The following is a 15,131-nucleotide window of genomic DNA, read 5'->3' on the forward strand; positions in this document are numbered from 1 at the left end:
GTTGCATGTTTCAGATACGAATGTAACGGCTCATTCGTACCGTTTTTGCAAATCACTTGTGAATTTAAGGAAAAAATGAGCACACCAATTTCACTCAAGCATCTGGAGTTTTTTATCAAAATTGTCGACTGCGGAGGATTATCCGAGGCCGCCGCACAGCTTAACGTCTCGCCTTCTGCGGTCAGTAAAAGCCTCTCGGCAATGGAAGATACGCTGGGCACGACATTAATTAAGCGTACCACCCGCAGTATTACCTTGACCGACGCCGGGCAATATCTATTTAATCGCGCCAATAAGTTACTAAAAGAGTTTGATGATACGTTAAATACCACTTCCGGCTATTATCATAATCCGCAGGGTGAATTACGAATTACCTGCTCCATTGCCTTTGGCTACTCCCGGTTGGTCAACCTGGTGGATAAATATCGTCAGCAGTACCCGGATGTGAATCTGTATATTGATTTGAACGATAATTTCGTCAACCTCAATGAAACCGACTTCGATATCGCTCTGCGTATCTCCACCGCTCCGCCGCAAAACTACGCCATGCGCAAACTGGTTTCGATTCGCTGGGCTTATTGTGCGTCACCCGGCTATCTGGCTAAAAAAGGGATGCCGGTGCGGCGCAGCGATCTGGTGAATCATGATTGCCTGGTTTATCCCGGCTTGACGCCGGTGCTGAAGGTGACCGACGAGCACGATCGCCCGCATCAGCTTAAGCTGCACATGCCTATCCAGGCCAACAGCAGCCTGGTGCTGTTAAAATCGGTGCTGGAAGATCAGGGCGTTGCCTACCTGCCGACCTATCTAATCGGCGATCATATTCAGAAAGAGGAGATCACGCCGCTGATCCTCGATGGGACGATCGCCTGCGAAACGCACGCGCTGTATGCGCTCTATTTCCCCAGCAAATACAGCAATCCTAAAGTACGATCGTTTATCGATTTCCTGGTGGCAGAACTCGGCCCGGTGCCCGCGTGGGATAGCTGGATCCCCAGCTAACCTTATCTCCTCTGCCTTTTGATGCATTCAGAGCCCATTTAAGGAGCAAAAATGGCTGACATTACCCTGACTTCCGGCGAACGCGATCTGCTTCGCGAAAAGCTATGCGCATACTGCGAACAGAATTTTGACCTTGAACTGGAGCAGTTTGACGCCGAGTTCTTTGTCGATTTTATCGCGAAAGAGCTCGGCCCTATGTTCTATAACGCCGGGATTGAGGAGGCGATCCGCACCCACGTGGCTTACAGCGAGCGCATTCAGGAAGAGATGGATTTGAAGAAGGTCTACTAACGCCGCGGGATGCGTGGAAGATCAACAAACACATACAAATAACAGGGTTATACTGGCGACTCTTTCATCATCTCCCGTGTACGGGGAAGGAAAATCATGTCGCTCATCACCGATCTACCCGCCATCTTCGACCAATTCTCGGAAGCTCGTCAGCAGGGTTTTCTCACCGTCATGGACCTTAAAGAACAGAATGTGCCGCTAGTGGGCACCTACTGTACCTTTATGCCACAGGAGATAGCCATGGCGGCGGGCGCTGTCGTCGTCTCGCTGTGTTCCACCTCCGATGAGACCATTGAAGAGGCGGAGAAAGACCTGCCGCGCAACCTCTGCCCGCTGATTAAAAGCAGCTATGGCTTCGGCAAAACCGATAAATGCCCCTACTTTTACTTCTCTGACCTGGTGGTCGGCGAAACCACCTGCGATGGCAAAAAGAAGATGTACGAGTACATGGCCGAGTTCAAGGCGGTACACGTGATGCAGCTACCGAACAGCGCCAGCGACGCCGCCTCCCGGGCGCTGTGGAAAGCGGAGATCAAGCGCCTGCAGCAGGTGATTGAAACGCGTTTCGCTACGCCAATCAGCGAGGCGGCGCTGCGCGAAGCCATCGTGTTGAAAAATCGCGAACGCCGGGCGCTGGCCAATTTCTATCGCCTCGGGCAGTTAAATCCACCGGCGCTCAGCGGCGGCGACATTCTGAAAGTGGTTTACGGCGCGACCTTCCGCTTCGACAAAACCGCGCTGATTGATGAACTCAACGCGATGGCAGAACGTATCCATCAGCAATGGCGCGAAGGTCAACGACTGGAGGCCCGCCCGCGTATTCTGATTACCGGCTGCCCAATCGGCGGTGCGGCGGAAAAAGTGGTCCGCGCCATCGAAGACAACGGCGGCTGGGTGGTGGGTTATGAGAACTGCACCGGCGCGAAAGCTACCGAGCACTGTGTGGCGGAAGACGGCGACGTCTACGATGCCTTAACCGATAAATATCTCGCTATTGGCTGCTCCTGCATTTCGCCCAACGATCGGCGCCTGCAGCTGCTGAGCCAGATGGTCGAGGAGTATCAGGCCGATGGCGTGGTCGACGTCATCCTGCAGGCCTGCCATACCTATGCCGTTGAATCGCTGGCGATTAAGCGCCACGTACGTCAGCGGCACGACATTCCCTATATCGCGATTGAAACCGACTATTCGACGGCAGACCTCGGCCAGCTCAGTACCCGTGTCGCCGCATTTATCGAAATGTTGTAAGGAGCGCGCGTGATCTACACGGTAGGCATTGACTCCGGCTCCACCGCGACAAAAGGTATCCTGCTGGCAGACGGCGTCATTGCACGCCGTTTCCTCTGCCCGACCCCCTTTCGCCCCGCCGACGCCATCAACGACGCCTGGGAGACGCTGCGCGCAGGCCTCGCGGAAACGCCCTTTTTAACCCTCACCGGCTATGGTCGCCAACTGGTCGATTTTGCCGATAAACAGGTGACGGAGATTTCCTGTCACGGGCTCGGCGCACGTCTGCTGGCGCCGGAAACCCGCACGGTGATTGATATCGGCGGCCAGGACAGCAAAGTCATCCAGCTGGATGCGCAGGGCAACCTCAGCGACTTTCTGATGAATGACAAATGCGCGGCCGGTACCGGTCGCTTTCTGGAGGTGATTTCGCGAACCCTCGGCGCCAGCGTCGAGCAGCTGGACGCCATTACTGAAGGCGTTGAAGCGCACGCCATCACCAGCATGTGCACGGTATTCGCCGAATCGGAAGTGATCAGCCTGCGTTCAGCCGGGGTCGCACCGGAGGCGATTCTGGCCGGGGTGATCAACGCCATGGCCCGGCGCAGCGCGAACTTTATCGGCCGCTTATCCGCGCAGGGGCCATTGCTGTTTACCGGCGGCGTCAGCCACTGCGCGACGTTCGCCGCGATGCTGGAGCGTCAGCTCGGCCTGACGGTGCACAGGCACCCGGACGCCCAGTTTGCCGGCGCCATCGGCGCGGCGCTGATCGGCCAACGCCTGAGGCGGCGAGGATGACGGCATATCTGTTTTTATTTCATTCGACGGTAGGGGTGGTACGGATGCGCAAAGCCCTGCAGGCGGCGGGATTATCCTTTCAGGTCAAGGACATTCCACGTCAGCTGCGCGGCGGCTGCGGGCTGTGCATTTATCTGCACTGTCTGCCGGGAGAAGAACAGAAGTGGGTTATCCCCGGCCAAACGGAAGCCATATTTCGCGTTGCCGGGGATGATTACCAGCTGCTGGCTAACTTTCCGCAGCAGGCATAAGGGCTATCCCTGCCAGGGCGTCAATCATCGCCCGGCGGCGCTTCGCTTGCGCGGGCCTACAGCCGATCGCCCAGCCCCGGTCTTGTTTGCAGGCCGGGTAAGGCGCCAGCCGCCAGCCGCCACCCGGCATAACGCGCGCGCAGTGGCCGTAGCGCTCGCCCATGGGATCCCTATCAATCCCCCGATCGCCAGCAGAGCGCGTTGGCGGCCTGAGGCTATTCCGTGATGACGAACCGCGTCGGCGCAAAGCAGTTCAGAATCCGGTGCACAAGGAAAACCAACGTCAGCGTAACGATAAGCGAGGCGGTCACCGAGGTAATACGGTACAGATCGCTGAAGATCAGATCCTGGTCCGGGTGCAGGTTCTGGCCGAACATGATCCCGATGGTGGTGATGCTGGCGAAGCCCACCCCGGCGCCAACCTTTTCCATCACGTGCAGGCGCGCGCTAAAGGCCAGACCCAGGCCAATCAGCGGCATCATCAATACCATATGGTTGCTGAAATCGTAGATAAGCAGCTGCACCACCAGAATATACAGGCAGGACAACACCACCCCCGCGACACGCCACACCGAGCTTATCACCGCGCCGCGATAGTGCATCGGGAACAGGATCAGGATCCCCGCCATCAGCGCCGAAAGAGAGTCACTGAGATCGCAGATCTGGAAGACCACGAAAATCAGGGTGGCGACGGTGCCGGAGAGCAGCGATTCATGGCGCACCCTGGCGGCGTCTTTCTCGATTCGCGGCGGCGGCTTACGCGGTTCGACGTCCGGAATCAGGTAATTCATTAACGCGCTGAGCGCCACCGCCATCACACAGGCTTCCATATTAGAGAACAGCAGCGTGTGCCAGTTGCTGGTGGGATAGCTCATAAAGTTGAGCATCGTGCTCTGACAGACCACCCCCATCGACCCCAGCAGAAACAGCGGCCCCTGGCTCATGAAGCGAAAACGCATCACGTAGAGGCCAAAAACCACCAGCGTCATCACAATCGGCCATTGCGACAGATAGCCGACGATCAGCACCATTTCAACGCAGTTTACCGCCGCACTGAAGATAAACTGCCTGGCGACGTGACGATTAAAAACCGGCACCAGCGACAGCAGCATCAGCGGATAGACCACAAAGAAGACGCCGTACTGCACATCGTAGAAGGTCGAGATACTCAGCGCTATCATCCCGGCAAAGGCGATCCGCAGCGTCTGACGAAAGTCATTCGCCGTGTAAACGATATTACCGTGCGGGGTAAAAACGCGAGCCAGCGTATTAATAGACATAGTGCAGCAGGCTCACCAGATGGATCTGCAGGCCGGCAAAGGTGCGGGCAAACGGACCCTCGCTGTTATAGAGCTGAACCGTGGCACGGGCGCCGGTCGGCAGCGGTTTATCCAGCGGTTCATCAAGAGCGACGTGGATCCGCATCCGCTGGGCATCGCGCACCCAGCGGGTAGACTGCTCCGGCTGCGATAGCTGGCCGTTAACCTCTTCCTGGCCGGCTAAAATCCCGGCGTCGCTGCTGGTCACGTGCGCCGGAAAGACTTTCCCCGGCAGGGCATCGAAGACCACCGCGGCATCGGTATTCACCCCGGTGTGGCGCAGGCTCTTCTCACGAAAATCAGCGACAATATCGGTATGGTTGCTGACCAGCGCCAGCAGCGGCGTGGCGGCAGTGGCATACAGACCCGGATTGAGCTGCAGGTTGCTCACCATCCCGTCCGTTTCGGCGTAGACTTTGCTCCAGCCAAGGTTGAGCTGCGCCTCTTCCAGCGCGTTGCGGTATTTTTGCAGCGTCACGTTACGGTTATCGTCGCGCTCCCCGCGCTGTATCAGCAGATTCTGGATACTGGCATTCAGCGCGCTGACCGACTGTTCGCTGGTCTGCCAGGTGGTGCGCACCTTATCGAGATCCGATTGCGAAACGTTCTGCATGGTGCTCAGGCGCTGATAGCGATCCAGAGTCACTTTATCGTTGCGGGCGGTGAACTGTGCGGTGCGCAGGTTGGCGCGCGCGGCGGCAAGCTGGGCATCAAGCTGCTGATTGCTCAGCTTCGCTTGTTCATAGGCTATCTGCGCGGCCTGGACTTTGTTGATAAACGGCGTCGGATCCAGCTCATAGAGCAGGTCTCCTTTCTTCACCTGGCTATTGTTGTGCACATAGACCTGCGACACATAGCCGGAGACGCGCGGTGAAACGGGCGTGACGACCCGCATGACGGTCGAGTCCGGCGTCAGCGGGATCCAGATATCGGCAACGATAAACCAGGCGAATATCGTCAGGAACGCGACAATACTTACCCTTACCCAGCGGGCAAATTTTTGTTCAGGGGTCATCATAGTTTTTTAGATCTTGTTATCTTCTTCGCGGATTGTCCGCAAATTGCAGGCGATGTGATTTAAGGTAGCGCTGAAGGTGGCGAGATCCGCCGCAGGAATGGTCCGGGTGACGCGGGATTGATAGGTCTCAATCACACGGTTCAGATCTTCCAGTATCGACCGGCCTTCCGCCGTCAGCGTCAGCAGGCGTATGCGTTTGTCATATGGCGATGTTGAACGCACCAGATAGCCCTGGTTTTCCAGCTGCGTGAGGGTGCGCATAAGCGGCGGCAGTTCAATACCCTGCACCTCCGCCAGCTCGCTGACCGACACGTTGTCCCCCAGCTGATGCAGCTGCATCAGCACCGTCCAGCTTGACTGGGTCAGGCCGGTATCGGTGATAGCAGAGTCGATGGTCGCGCGCCACTGGCGGACCACCATCGCCATCCGCATCCCCATCGGGCGGCGGGCGAACAGTTCGTCTTCGGTCATGTTTCTTTCCTCAGTTAGCTGAGAAGAAAATAATACTTATCAGGGTAAGTATCAAGAAACAGTGGGCGCAGAAGCATTAATTGATAAATATTGTGAATGTAATAATCCTGGCGGACATTTCCCCGGTCGCGCTATCGCTTTCCGGGGCTATGGCATCGTGCGGTTTTGTCGCCCGGACAGGTATGCAGCACCGCCCCCGGGAAAACCCCGGCCGCGCGGCGCTTACCGGGGCTATGGACTGGTCGCCCGGATAGCGCGTTTAGGCCATCATCCGGGGAAAAACGCATTTTTTAATTGAGCTGATCTCGCCTCAGCCCGACATCCTTGAGCTGTTCATCGCTCATTCGCTGCAAAACCCGTCGCGTTTGCTGCCGTAACCACCATTTTCTTATCATGCGGCCCAGTAATACGAAACCGATAAACGGCTGTTTTGCCCGGTTCTCGTGAAATTCCATCCTCTACCTCCTCGCCTTGCCAGAGGCTTTATCTTCGCGGATCTGAAGCCCAACAATACAGATGCACAAAATACTTTTCTTTAACATACAGATTGGCTAAAACGATATCTGCGTGGCTTTTTTTTCATCCATCTGTACTGGTTTATCTATCTGTATGGCGGCAATAAGGGATACAGCATGACGCGTTACCAACATCTGGCCAGTCTGCTGGCAGAACGTATTGAGCAAGGGCTGTATCGCGACGGCGAAAAACTGCCGTCGGTACGCAGCCTGAGTCAGGAGCACGGTGTCAGCATCAGTACCGTGCAGCAGGCCTACCAGACGCTGGAACAGCAGCGGCTGATCACCCCGCAGCCGCGTTCCGGCTATTTTGTCGCCCCGCGTAAAGCCCAGCCGCCGGTACCGCCGATGTCGCGCCCGGTTCAGCGCCCGGTGGAGATTACCCAATGGGATCAGGTGCTGACCATGCTCGACGCCCGTAACGACAAAACCATCATCCCCTTCGGCGGCGGCTCACCGGACGTCACTCAGCCGAGCCTGAAACCGTTGTGGCGTGAGCTTAGCCGGGTGATTCAGCATAACCTCAACGAGGTGCTGAACTACGACGAGCTGGCCGGGCGCCGCGAACTGCGGGAGCAGATCGCCCGCCTGATGCTGGACGGCGGTTCCGTCGTCACCGCCAACGATCTGGTGATCACCAGCGGTTGTCACAGCGCGCTGTCGCTGGCCCTGCTGTCGGTGTGCCAGCCTGGCGACATCGTCGCGGTGGAGTCGCCGACCTATTACGGCACCATGCAGCTGCTGCGCGGTCTGGGGATCAAAGCCATTGAGATCCCGACCGATCCGGACAGCGGGATCAGTATTGAAGCGCTGGAGCTGGCGCTGGAGCAGTGGCCGATCAAAGGCGTTATCCTCGTGCCGAACTGTAATAATCCGCAGGGTTTTATCATGCCGGACGCCCGCAAACGCGCGGTGCTGACCCTCGCCCAGCGGCACGATATCGTCATTTTCGAAGATGATATTTACGGCGAACTGGCCACCGACTACCCGCGTCCGCGCACCATTCACTCGTGGGATATCGACGGCCGGGTAATGCTGTGTAGCTCGTTTACCAAAACTATCGCTCCAGGCCTGCGTATCGGCTGGATCGCGCCCGGCCGCTACTACGATCGTCTGCTACAGATGAAATACGCCGCCAGCGGGACCAACGTTCCTTCAACCCAGCTGGCCGCCTGTAACTTTATCCGCGAAGGCCACTACCATCGCCACGTGCGGCGGATGCGGCAGATTTATCAGCGGAATATGGAGATCTACACCTGCTGGCTGCGGGAATACTTCCCCTGCGGGATCTGCGTCACCCGACCGAAGGGCGGCTATATGCTGTGGGTTGAGCTCCCCGAGCACGTCGATATGGTCTGCGTCGCAAAGCAGCTGTGCCGCCTGAAAATCCAGGTCGCGCCGGGTTCGCTGTTCTCGGCGTCCGGGAAATACCGCAATTGCGTCAGGATCAACTGCGCCCTGCCGCCGATCGACAAGCACCGGGAGGTGATGGTGAAGCTGGGGGATGCGGTGAAGGTGGCGATGGAGTGAGTTTTTCACCGTCGCGAACTGGCTTGCCCCCCGGTGGCGCTTTGCTTACCGGGGCTACGGGTTCCCGGTCGCCTGCGGACTCGTCGCCCCACAAGACGCGGCAAGCGCCCCCAGTGGGGCAATCTCTATCGCGCGCCGAACGCCGGGAATAGCTACGATTTCTTATTCTGCTCGCGCAGCATGGCTTCTCTTAAAATCGCATTCAGCCGCGTTTGATAGCCTTTTCCCGGGCGCTTAAGCCACTCCATCACATCGGCATCAATGCGCACTGAGGCCTGCGTTTTCAGCGGCCGATAAAATTTACCGCGAACCGCCTCTGACCACGGCTCATCGTCCGAAGAGGGGATGTCGCTGTAATCAATGTCATCATCTGATTTTTTCGCCAGCGCGTTGAGTTCGTCTTCACGCTGAGCGGTAAGCGCTGTCGGGTTATCGCGTTTATGTTTAACCATGTTCATAACGATTCCTCTCTTTCTTGTCCGCCTTCCGGGCGCTGATAATACGAATGACCTCCGTTCCACTTTCAAAACGGACCGAATGCGCCACAAGAACAACAGTAACTCCATGAACGAGCCCGATGGTTTGCCAGCGATACTCACCATTTTCATAGCGATCATGTCGGGAAAGATGTTGCGGGTCGTCAAAGACTAACACCGACTCCTCGAAGCGAATCCCATGTTTTTTTAGGTTGCTTGTTGCCTTGTTTGCATACCATTCAAACCCCATTGGCATAACATTCATCCTGATTGTATATACAAAAAAGTATATACAATTGTCTGAAGATTATACTGACAGTGTTGGAAAAAACCTCACATTTTCAGAGTAGAGTTTGTAAAGATTTTCCCCCGGTGGCGCTACGCTTACCGGGGCTACAGGTTTGCAGCCGATGGAGCCAGTAGCCCGGACAAGGCGCGCCAGGCGCCGCCTCCGGGGAGCAACCGCAGGGCGATTCAGGCGGTGGCGCAGCGCTCAGCCGGGCTACGGGTTCCGGCTCGCCTGCGGCTCCTCGCCATAAAAAACCATCCCTTTATACGGCTGCTCGCGGCAGGCGGCCAGGCGCTGAGCGAGGCTGCCGACGTGCAGCTCCAGCTTGTGGCCATCGGGATCGAGGAAGTAATAAGACGCCCCTTCGCTGCGGTTCACCTTCCACATCGTCACCCCGGCCACTTCCAGACGGGCGGCAAACCCGGCGAAGTCAGCTTCGGCAATGCTAAAGGCGTAGTGGGTATAGTCGCTCTCCTCCGGCGGAGTGATGCGCCGCTGCGGATCGAGGGACAGGCACAGCCACAGATCGCCGCAGGCAAGATAGGCTCCGCCGTCCCAGCGGGCGTGCAGCGTCATCCCCAGCAACTGGTGATAAAACGCCACGCTCGGCGCCAGGCGGCTGACCGCCAGGGTCAGGTGATTCAATCCGCTTAACATGACTTATCCTCTAATGACATCACGATTTTCTGACGCAGCCATTGATGGGCCGGATCGCGATGCCAGCGTTCGTGCCACAGCATCAGCATATCAAACCCGGCCACCGCCAGCGGCGGCTCGACGACCATCAGACCACTTACCCCACGCGCCAGCCGCTCCGGTACCACCGCCACCAGCTCGCTGTTGCGCAGCGTCTCCAGCATAAACAGGAAATGTGGCACCGAAAGGACAACCCGTCGCGCCAGGCCAAGATTAGCCAGCGCGATATCGGTCGCGGCATGAAAACCGCCGCCGTCCGGCGAAACAATCACCTGTTCCAGCTGGCAGAACTGCGCCAGGCTGAGCGCCGATTGCAGCGCCGGATGCCCGACTCTGCCCGCCAGCACATAGCGTTCACTGAACAAGACGCGCTGATGCAGCTCCGCCGGCGCGCCGTCACGGGTATGGAAAAACAGATCCACTTCGTCACGCTCTGCCTGCGACACCAGCCGCGAGGGCTGCAGCTCAAAGACCGCCAGGCGGCTGCCTGGGGAGGCCCGACGCAGCGTGTGCAGCGCCGGAAGTAAAATCGCCGAGGCCATATAATCTGTCGCCGCGACGCGCCAGGTTTGCGCCGCCGTCGCCGGATCAAAATGGCTGGCAGGCGCCACCGCCAGCTCGAGTGCGGCGAGCGCATCGCGCAACGGTCCGCGCAGTTCATCAGCGCGGGCGGTCGGCAGCATCCCGCGCGGCCCGGGCAGCAGCAGCGGGTCGGCAAAAATTTCCCGCAGGCGCGCCAGCTGAATGCTCACCGACGGCTGCGACAGGTTGAGCCGCTGCGCCGCCCGCGTGACGTTATTCTCACTCAGCAACACGTCGAGGGTGCGCAGCAGGTTGAGATCCAAACGATGTAAATTAATCACGGCTATACCTGAGATTTAAGCAATTAATTTCTACTATAGTGTCAGCTTGCTTACTCTGCAGCTCTCCATCGCTCAGAGGTGATTACCATGAAAGTACTGCTGATTTACGCCCATCCGGAACCGCGCTCGCTGAATGGCGGTTTAAAAGATTTTGCCGTGCAACATCTGCAGCAGGCCGGGCACGAGGTGCAGGTCTCCGATCTCTACGCCATGCGCTGGAAAGCGGGCTTTGATGCTGACGACAGCAGTGCCCCGCCGGTTGGCGAGTTCTGGCGCTCGACGCTCGATTCAAAGCAGGCTTTTGAACAAGGAACCCAAAGCGCAGATATCGTTGCGGAGCAAGAGAAACTGCTGTGGGCGGATACGGTGATTTTTCAGTTTCCGCTGTGGTGGTTCTCGATGCCCGCCATTATGAAAGGCTGGATCGACCGGGTTTACGCCTATGGTTTTGCCTATGGCGTCGGCGAGCACAGCGACCGCCACTGGGGCGACCGCTATGGTGAAGGGACGCTGGCGGGCAAACGGGCGATGCTGATCGTCACCACCGGCGGCTGGGCGGAGCATTACGCCCCGCGCGGTATCAACGGCCCCATCGACGACATCCTGTTCCCCATCCAGCACGGAATGCTGTTCTACCCCGGTTTTTCGGTGTTGCCGCCGCTGGTGTTCTATCGCACGGAGAAAACGGACGAGCAGCGCTTTGCCCGGCAGTGCCGCGAGCTGGGGCAGCGGCTGGATACGCTGGCGGAAACGCCCCCCATCCCGTTCCGCCGGCAAAACCACGGCGACTATCTGATCCCCTCCCTGACGCTGCGCCCGGAGCTGGCGCCTGGCGAATGCGGATTTGCGCTGCATCAGACGACAAAGTCATGTCTTCCCGGTGATTGCTGAGATACCGCAGATATCACCGGAATTCATATGACGAATTGTGACCCCCCGCGCAATAACGACAATCCACGGCGCGACACCGCCCCGCATCTTGATCGCTATCAAAAATAATCATACCGTCTGGTCGGTATGATTCGGGCCATGAATATGGAAGCCCAGCACCGAAAAAAAGATCCTGCCCGCCGGCATCAGCAGCTGCTGGAGTCGGCGGCAATGATTGCCGGCCGGGATGGCATCGCGTCGCTCTCGCTGAATGCCGTCGCCCGTGAAGCAGGCGTCAGTAAAGGCGGGTTGCTGCATCATTTCCCCAACAAGCAGGCGCTCATTTTTGCGCTGTTCGCCCGTCTGCTGGCCATTATGGAAGAGGCCATCTCGGGGCTGATGGCGGCCGATAATGTCTCTTATGGCCGTTTTACCCGCGCCTACCTGCACTATCTCTCTGACCTGACGGATACCGACGAAAGCCGGCAGCTGATGGTGTTGTCCCTGGCGATGCCGGATGAGCCGGTGCTGAGAAAATGCTGGCGAGACTGGATGCTGGGGCATCTGGCGCAGGGCGATGCGCTGGATAATAGCCATACCGGCACCCTGGTGCGCTATGCGGCGGACGGTATCTGGCTGTCGGAACTGACGGAAGGACGCACCATGGGCGCCGACCACCGCCGATCGCTGGTGCGCGATCTGACGCGGATGACGCTTCCGGCGTGATGCCGGAAAAGCCTGCCCCGTCAGGCGTCATGGATGGTTGCAGGCCGTCTGGGCACCCGGGCATACGTGAAATATGTAGACGCTCCCTGGACCAGACTGACAAATAAAATAGCCTCATGTAGGCTCTTAGATTGAGGCCGCGATGCGCTACAACATCAATGCCCGTCTCATTTATGATGCAACGGACGGCACACTCACCCTACCGGGAAGCAGCGAACCGGACAGCCAGCTGTCTATCACTGCCAGCGCGCTGCTCTACTATTTCCTGCGCCATACCGATGTTATCAGCCGCGATGAGGTACTGAAAAAAGTCTGGGATGACAACGGATTAACGTCATCCAATAGCAACCTCAACCAGTATCTGAGCATGCTGCGCAAAACCTTCCGTCATTACGACATCGAGAACATCATCGTCACGGTGTCGCGCGGTATGCTGCAGCTCAACCCCGAATTAACCATCGCCATCATTGACGACATACCGGAGGCACCGCCCGCGCCCGCGGCAGAAGTCGCGCCGGTGCAGGAGTCCGAGCCCCCCCTCGCCTGCGCCGAGGAAGCGCCCGCCCTCTCACGGCATGCGCGGGGCACCTGCTGGTATATGGCCGGCGCCAGTCTGCTGGCCATCGCGCTACTGTTGCTGGCGTTTGCTTTCGTCGGCGGCAGTGAATCCCGTCCCATCACCCTGACGCAGATGACCCACAGCCAGTGCGAGCTGCTGGCCAGTGACGAGATGCTGCGTTCGGTCTCCGCCAGCGCCTACGGTAAGAATTTTGATGAGGTACGCCAGCGGCTGAAGCTCGAGTGCAAACCCGGCGAGCGTCTGGTCTTCTTTTATGGCGACCGGCTGGAAACCAACGGGCTGGGCCGGGTGTTCCTCGCCCACTGCGCCATGCATGAAGACAACCCGTTCAGCTACTGCGATAACTATTTCTACTACTCCTGGAAGCCGCAATGAGACTCGCTCCTCGCCCCTTTTTCGCCCTCTCTACGCTGGTATTTATCGTCGCGACCGGGGTCAGCGCCTGGAAACTGCTGCCCGTTGAAAAAGACGGGGTGATGAGCTGCTCAACCAAAGCCATTATGCGTTTTGAGAACATGGAGAAAGAGAACGTCAACGGCAATATTCATTTTAATTTTACCGCCAACGGCAAGGGTTCGATGGTCGTCGAGGGCTATACCGACTCCGCGGCCGGCTGGCTCTATCTGCAGCGCTACGTCAAGTTTAACTGGACCAGCCAACGCATCTCATCTACCGAACGCCACTACCGCATCAGCAAGTGGGAATCCAGCGCCTCGTCAATCGATGAGTCGCCGGACGTGATCTTTGCCTACTTTATGCGTGAAATGTCCGACAGCCATGATGGCCTGTTTCTCAACGCCCAGAAGCTCAACGAGAAAGCAATTCTGCTGAGCTCCATCAACTCTCCACTCTATGTCTGCACCCTGAAATCCGGCAGTCAGTTCGATTAATCCCACTCCCCTGCTTTCCCGGTATCGCCTCGCCGCGAAAGCGCACTTTTTGCATTTATCTGGCGGTAAAAAACATGACCATACCCACACTTAATGGAGGGTAATATTACCCCGCGTCCGCAATAAATTAGCACCCCATTAACATTCCCCGCGGCGCGTCTCAACGCGCTAAAAACCACCCGTGACAACGCCAAATCCCGCACGCTAGATCAGCATAAACAGATAAATCAGCGGCTATAAAAGGCTAAATCACAGAGTAAAAATCTAAAAATAAAACTTTCACGGATTTAAATTTCACTCCATCTGCGTTTCCCTATAGTGGACGTCGAACGCCGCTGCCGCGTGTTGACGCCGTTACGCGGACGGTTTTCCCGAATCACAAAACCTGTTCTGGAGGAGATCACAATGGGTGATGCATTGGGGCTTATTGAAACCAAAGGCCTGGTGGCCTGCATTGAAGCAGCGGATGCCATGTGCAAATCCGCCAACGTCGAGCTGATTAGCTATGAAAACATCGGCTCCGGCCTGGTCACCGTCATGGTGAAGGGCGATGTCGGCGCGGTAAAAGCGGCGGTGGATTCCGGCGTGGAATCGGCGCAACGCATCGGAGAAGTGGTGACCTCGCTGGTGATTGCACGTCCGCATAACGACATCAACAAAATCGTCATTAAACACAAGGCTTAAGGCCAGGAGAACGCAAATGGGTGATGCATTAGGTCTGATTGAAACCAAAGGTCTGGTGGCTTGTATCGAAGCGGCGGACGCGATGTGTAAAGCCGCCAACGTCGAGCTGATCGGCTATGAAAACGTCGGTTCCGGCCTGGTCACCGCGATGGTGAAAGGTGACGTCGGCGCGGTGAAAGCGGCGGTGGATTCCGGTGTGGAATCGGCACAGCGCATTGGGGAAGTGGTGACCTCGCTGGTTATCGCCCGTCCGCATAACGACATCAACAAGATCGTCGCACATTACAAAGTGACGGAATAACGGGAGACAACATGATGAAAGAAGCGCTTGGTCTGATCGAAACCAAAGGTCTGGTGGCCTGTATTGAAGCCGCCGATGCGATGTGTAAAGCCGCCAACGTCGAGCTGATTGGCTATGAAAACGTCGGCTCCGGGCTGGTCACCGCGATGGTAAAAGGCGACGTCGGTGCGGTCAATGCGGCCGTTGACTCCGGTGTGGAGGCGGCAAAACGCATCGGTGAAGTGGTCACCTCTCGCGTCATTGCGCGTCCGCATAACGATATCGAAAAAATCGCGTCGCAGCATAAAGCATGACCTGACAGGGCGCGCCCCGTCTCCACTCTTTTAGTCTGATG

21 protein-coding genes are annotated in these 15,131 nt (G+C 57.5%); 13 read left to right on the top strand and 8 right to left on the bottom strand.

The window, feature by feature from the left end:
* The first annotated feature begins 75 nt into the window (after positions 1-75).
* The 5 genes from GRPL_RS23980 (at position 76) to GRPL_RS23960 (ending at position 3,569) form a co-directional block, all read left to right on the top strand.
* The gene (locus GRPL_RS23980) at positions 76-1,002 is read left to right on the top strand and encodes a LysR family transcriptional regulator (RefSeq protein WP_032697909.1); all 927 of its coding nucleotides are present in this window, start codon (positions 76-78) and stop codon (positions 1,000-1,002) included.
* 51 nt (positions 1,003-1,053) lie between these two features.
* Entirely contained in the window at positions 1,054-1,293 is a 240-nt protein-coding gene (locus GRPL_RS23975; protein ID WP_032698233.1) for a DUF2164 domain-containing protein, read from the top strand.
* A 96-nt stretch (positions 1,294-1,389) separates the two neighbouring features.
* A complete protein-coding gene (locus GRPL_RS23970; protein WP_032689629.1) occupies positions 1,390-2,541 on the top strand; it encodes a double-cubane-cluster-containing anaerobic reductase in 1,152 nt (383 codons plus the stop codon).
* A gap of 9 nt (positions 2,542-2,550) precedes the next feature.
* Positions 2,551-3,318, top strand: a complete 768-nt coding sequence (gene yjiL / locus GRPL_RS23965) for a putative 2-hydroxyacyl-CoA dehydratase activator YjiL (RefSeq protein ID WP_032698235.1) — start codon at positions 2,551-2,553, stop codon at positions 3,316-3,318.
* Positions 3,315-3,569, top strand: coding sequence for a putative Se/S carrier protein (locus tag GRPL_RS23960; RefSeq protein WP_032689631.1), 255 nt, complete (start codon positions 3,315-3,317; stop codon positions 3,567-3,569). The genes yjiL and GRPL_RS23960 overlap by 4 nt, the downstream gene beginning before the upstream one ends.
* Positions 3,570-3,784: 215 nt before the next feature.
* On the opposite strand, the gene GRPL_RS23955 is transcribed toward GRPL_RS23960, so the two are convergent.
* The 4 genes from GRPL_RS23955 to GRPL_RS26405 form a co-directional block, all read right to left on the bottom strand.
* Positions 3,785-4,849, bottom strand: a complete 1,065-nt coding sequence (locus tag GRPL_RS23955; RefSeq protein WP_032689632.1) for a DUF2955 domain-containing protein — start codon at positions 4,847-4,849, stop codon at positions 3,785-3,787.
* Positions 4,839-5,906 carry an HlyD family secretion protein gene (locus GRPL_RS23950; RefSeq protein ID WP_032689633.1) on the bottom strand — a complete coding sequence of 356 codons (1,068 nt, stop codon included), beginning with the start codon at positions 5,904-5,906 and terminating at the stop codon, positions 4,839-4,841. The genes GRPL_RS23955 and GRPL_RS23950 overlap by 11 nt, the downstream gene beginning before the upstream one ends.
* A gap of 6 nt (positions 5,907-5,912) precedes the next feature.
* Positions 5,913-6,377 carry a MarR family winged helix-turn-helix transcriptional regulator gene (locus tag GRPL_RS23945; protein WP_032689634.1) on the bottom strand — a complete coding sequence of 155 codons (465 nt, stop codon included), beginning with the start codon at positions 6,375-6,377 and terminating at the stop codon, positions 5,913-5,915.
* Between the two features lie 290 nt (positions 6,378-6,667).
* Positions 6,668-6,832, bottom strand: a complete 165-nt coding sequence (locus GRPL_RS26405) for a DUF1127 domain-containing protein (protein WP_064497381.1) — start codon at positions 6,830-6,832, stop codon at positions 6,668-6,670.
* A gap of 177 nt (positions 6,833-7,009) precedes the next feature.
* Here GRPL_RS26405 and GRPL_RS23940 point away from each other — a divergent pair, with 177 nt between their 5' ends.
* The gene (locus tag GRPL_RS23940) at positions 7,010-8,422 is read left to right on the top strand and encodes an aminotransferase-like domain-containing protein (protein WP_032698236.1); all 1,413 of its coding nucleotides are present in this window, start codon (positions 7,010-7,012) and stop codon (positions 8,420-8,422) included.
* Positions 8,423-8,574: 152 nt separating this feature from the next.
* Here the strand turns inward: GRPL_RS23940 and GRPL_RS23935 are convergent, their stop codons facing one another.
* The 4 genes from GRPL_RS23935 to GRPL_RS23920 all read right to left on the bottom strand — a co-directional run bounded on the left by GRPL_RS23935 (position 8,575) and on the right by GRPL_RS23920 (position 10,746).
* On the bottom strand, positions 8,575-8,880 hold the full coding sequence (locus GRPL_RS23935; protein WP_032689635.1) for a BrnA antitoxin family protein: 306 nt from the start codon (positions 8,878-8,880) through the stop codon (positions 8,575-8,577).
* Positions 8,867-9,154 carry a BrnT family toxin gene (locus tag GRPL_RS23930; protein ID WP_032698238.1) on the bottom strand — a complete coding sequence of 96 codons (288 nt, stop codon included), beginning with the start codon at positions 9,152-9,154 and terminating at the stop codon, positions 8,867-8,869. The genes GRPL_RS23935 and GRPL_RS23930 overlap by 14 nt, the downstream gene beginning before the upstream one ends.
* 246 nt (positions 9,155-9,400) lie before the next feature.
* Positions 9,401-9,844 carry a FosA family fosfomycin resistance glutathione transferase gene (locus GRPL_RS23925; RefSeq protein ID WP_032689637.1) on the bottom strand — a complete coding sequence of 148 codons (444 nt, stop codon included), beginning with the start codon at positions 9,842-9,844 and terminating at the stop codon, positions 9,401-9,403.
* Positions 9,838-10,746 (bottom strand): LysR family transcriptional regulator, encoded by a 909-nt coding sequence (locus GRPL_RS23920; protein WP_032698239.1) that lies wholly within the window; start codon positions 10,744-10,746, stop codon positions 9,838-9,840. Before GRPL_RS23920 ends, GRPL_RS23925 begins: the two co-directional genes overlap by 7 nt.
* 87 nt (positions 10,747-10,833) lie before the next feature.
* Here GRPL_RS23920 and GRPL_RS23915 point away from each other — a divergent pair, with 87 nt between their 5' ends.
* The 7 genes from GRPL_RS23915 to GRPL_RS23885 all read left to right on the top strand — a co-directional run bounded on the left by GRPL_RS23915 (position 10,834) and on the right by GRPL_RS23885 (position 15,090).
* The gene (locus tag GRPL_RS23915) at positions 10,834-11,637 is read left to right on the top strand and encodes an NAD(P)H-dependent oxidoreductase (RefSeq protein ID WP_032697902.1); all 804 of its coding nucleotides are present in this window, start codon (positions 10,834-10,836) and stop codon (positions 11,635-11,637) included.
* 126 nt (positions 11,638-11,763) lie between these two features.
* Positions 11,764-12,342: a TetR/AcrR family transcriptional regulator gene (locus tag GRPL_RS23910; RefSeq protein ID WP_032689640.1), complete on the top strand. Its 579-nt coding sequence runs from the start codon at positions 11,764-11,766 to the stop codon at positions 12,340-12,342.
* A gap of 142 nt (positions 12,343-12,484) precedes the next feature.
* Positions 12,485-13,297 carry a winged helix-turn-helix domain-containing protein gene (locus tag GRPL_RS23905; protein ID WP_032698240.1) on the top strand — a complete coding sequence of 271 codons (813 nt, stop codon included), beginning with the start codon at positions 12,485-12,487 and terminating at the stop codon, positions 13,295-13,297.
* Positions 13,294-13,812, top strand: coding sequence for a FidL-like protein (locus tag GRPL_RS23900; protein ID WP_032689643.1), 519 nt, complete (start codon positions 13,294-13,296; stop codon positions 13,810-13,812). The genes GRPL_RS23905 and GRPL_RS23900 overlap by 4 nt, the downstream gene beginning before the upstream one ends.
* A gap of 405 nt (positions 13,813-14,217) precedes the next feature.
* Positions 14,218-14,496 (top strand): BMC domain-containing protein, encoded by a 279-nt coding sequence (locus GRPL_RS23895; protein ID WP_010634659.1) that lies wholly within the window; start codon positions 14,218-14,220, stop codon positions 14,494-14,496.
* Between the two features lie 16 nt (positions 14,497-14,512).
* Positions 14,513-14,797, top strand: coding sequence for a BMC domain-containing protein (locus GRPL_RS23890; protein WP_004857488.1), 285 nt, complete (start codon positions 14,513-14,515; stop codon positions 14,795-14,797).
* 14 nt (positions 14,798-14,811) lie between these two features.
* Positions 14,812-15,090, top strand: a complete 279-nt coding sequence (locus tag GRPL_RS23885) for a BMC domain-containing protein (protein ID WP_015585230.1) — start codon at positions 14,812-14,814, stop codon at positions 15,088-15,090.
* The last annotated feature ends 41 nt before the right edge of the window (positions 15,091-15,131 follow it).

Origin of the sequence: Klebsiella planticola ATCC 33531 (assembly GCF_000735435.1) — a bacterium.
GTDB classification, from domain to species: domain Bacteria; phylum Pseudomonadota; class Gammaproteobacteria; order Enterobacterales; family Enterobacteriaceae; genus Klebsiella; species Klebsiella planticola.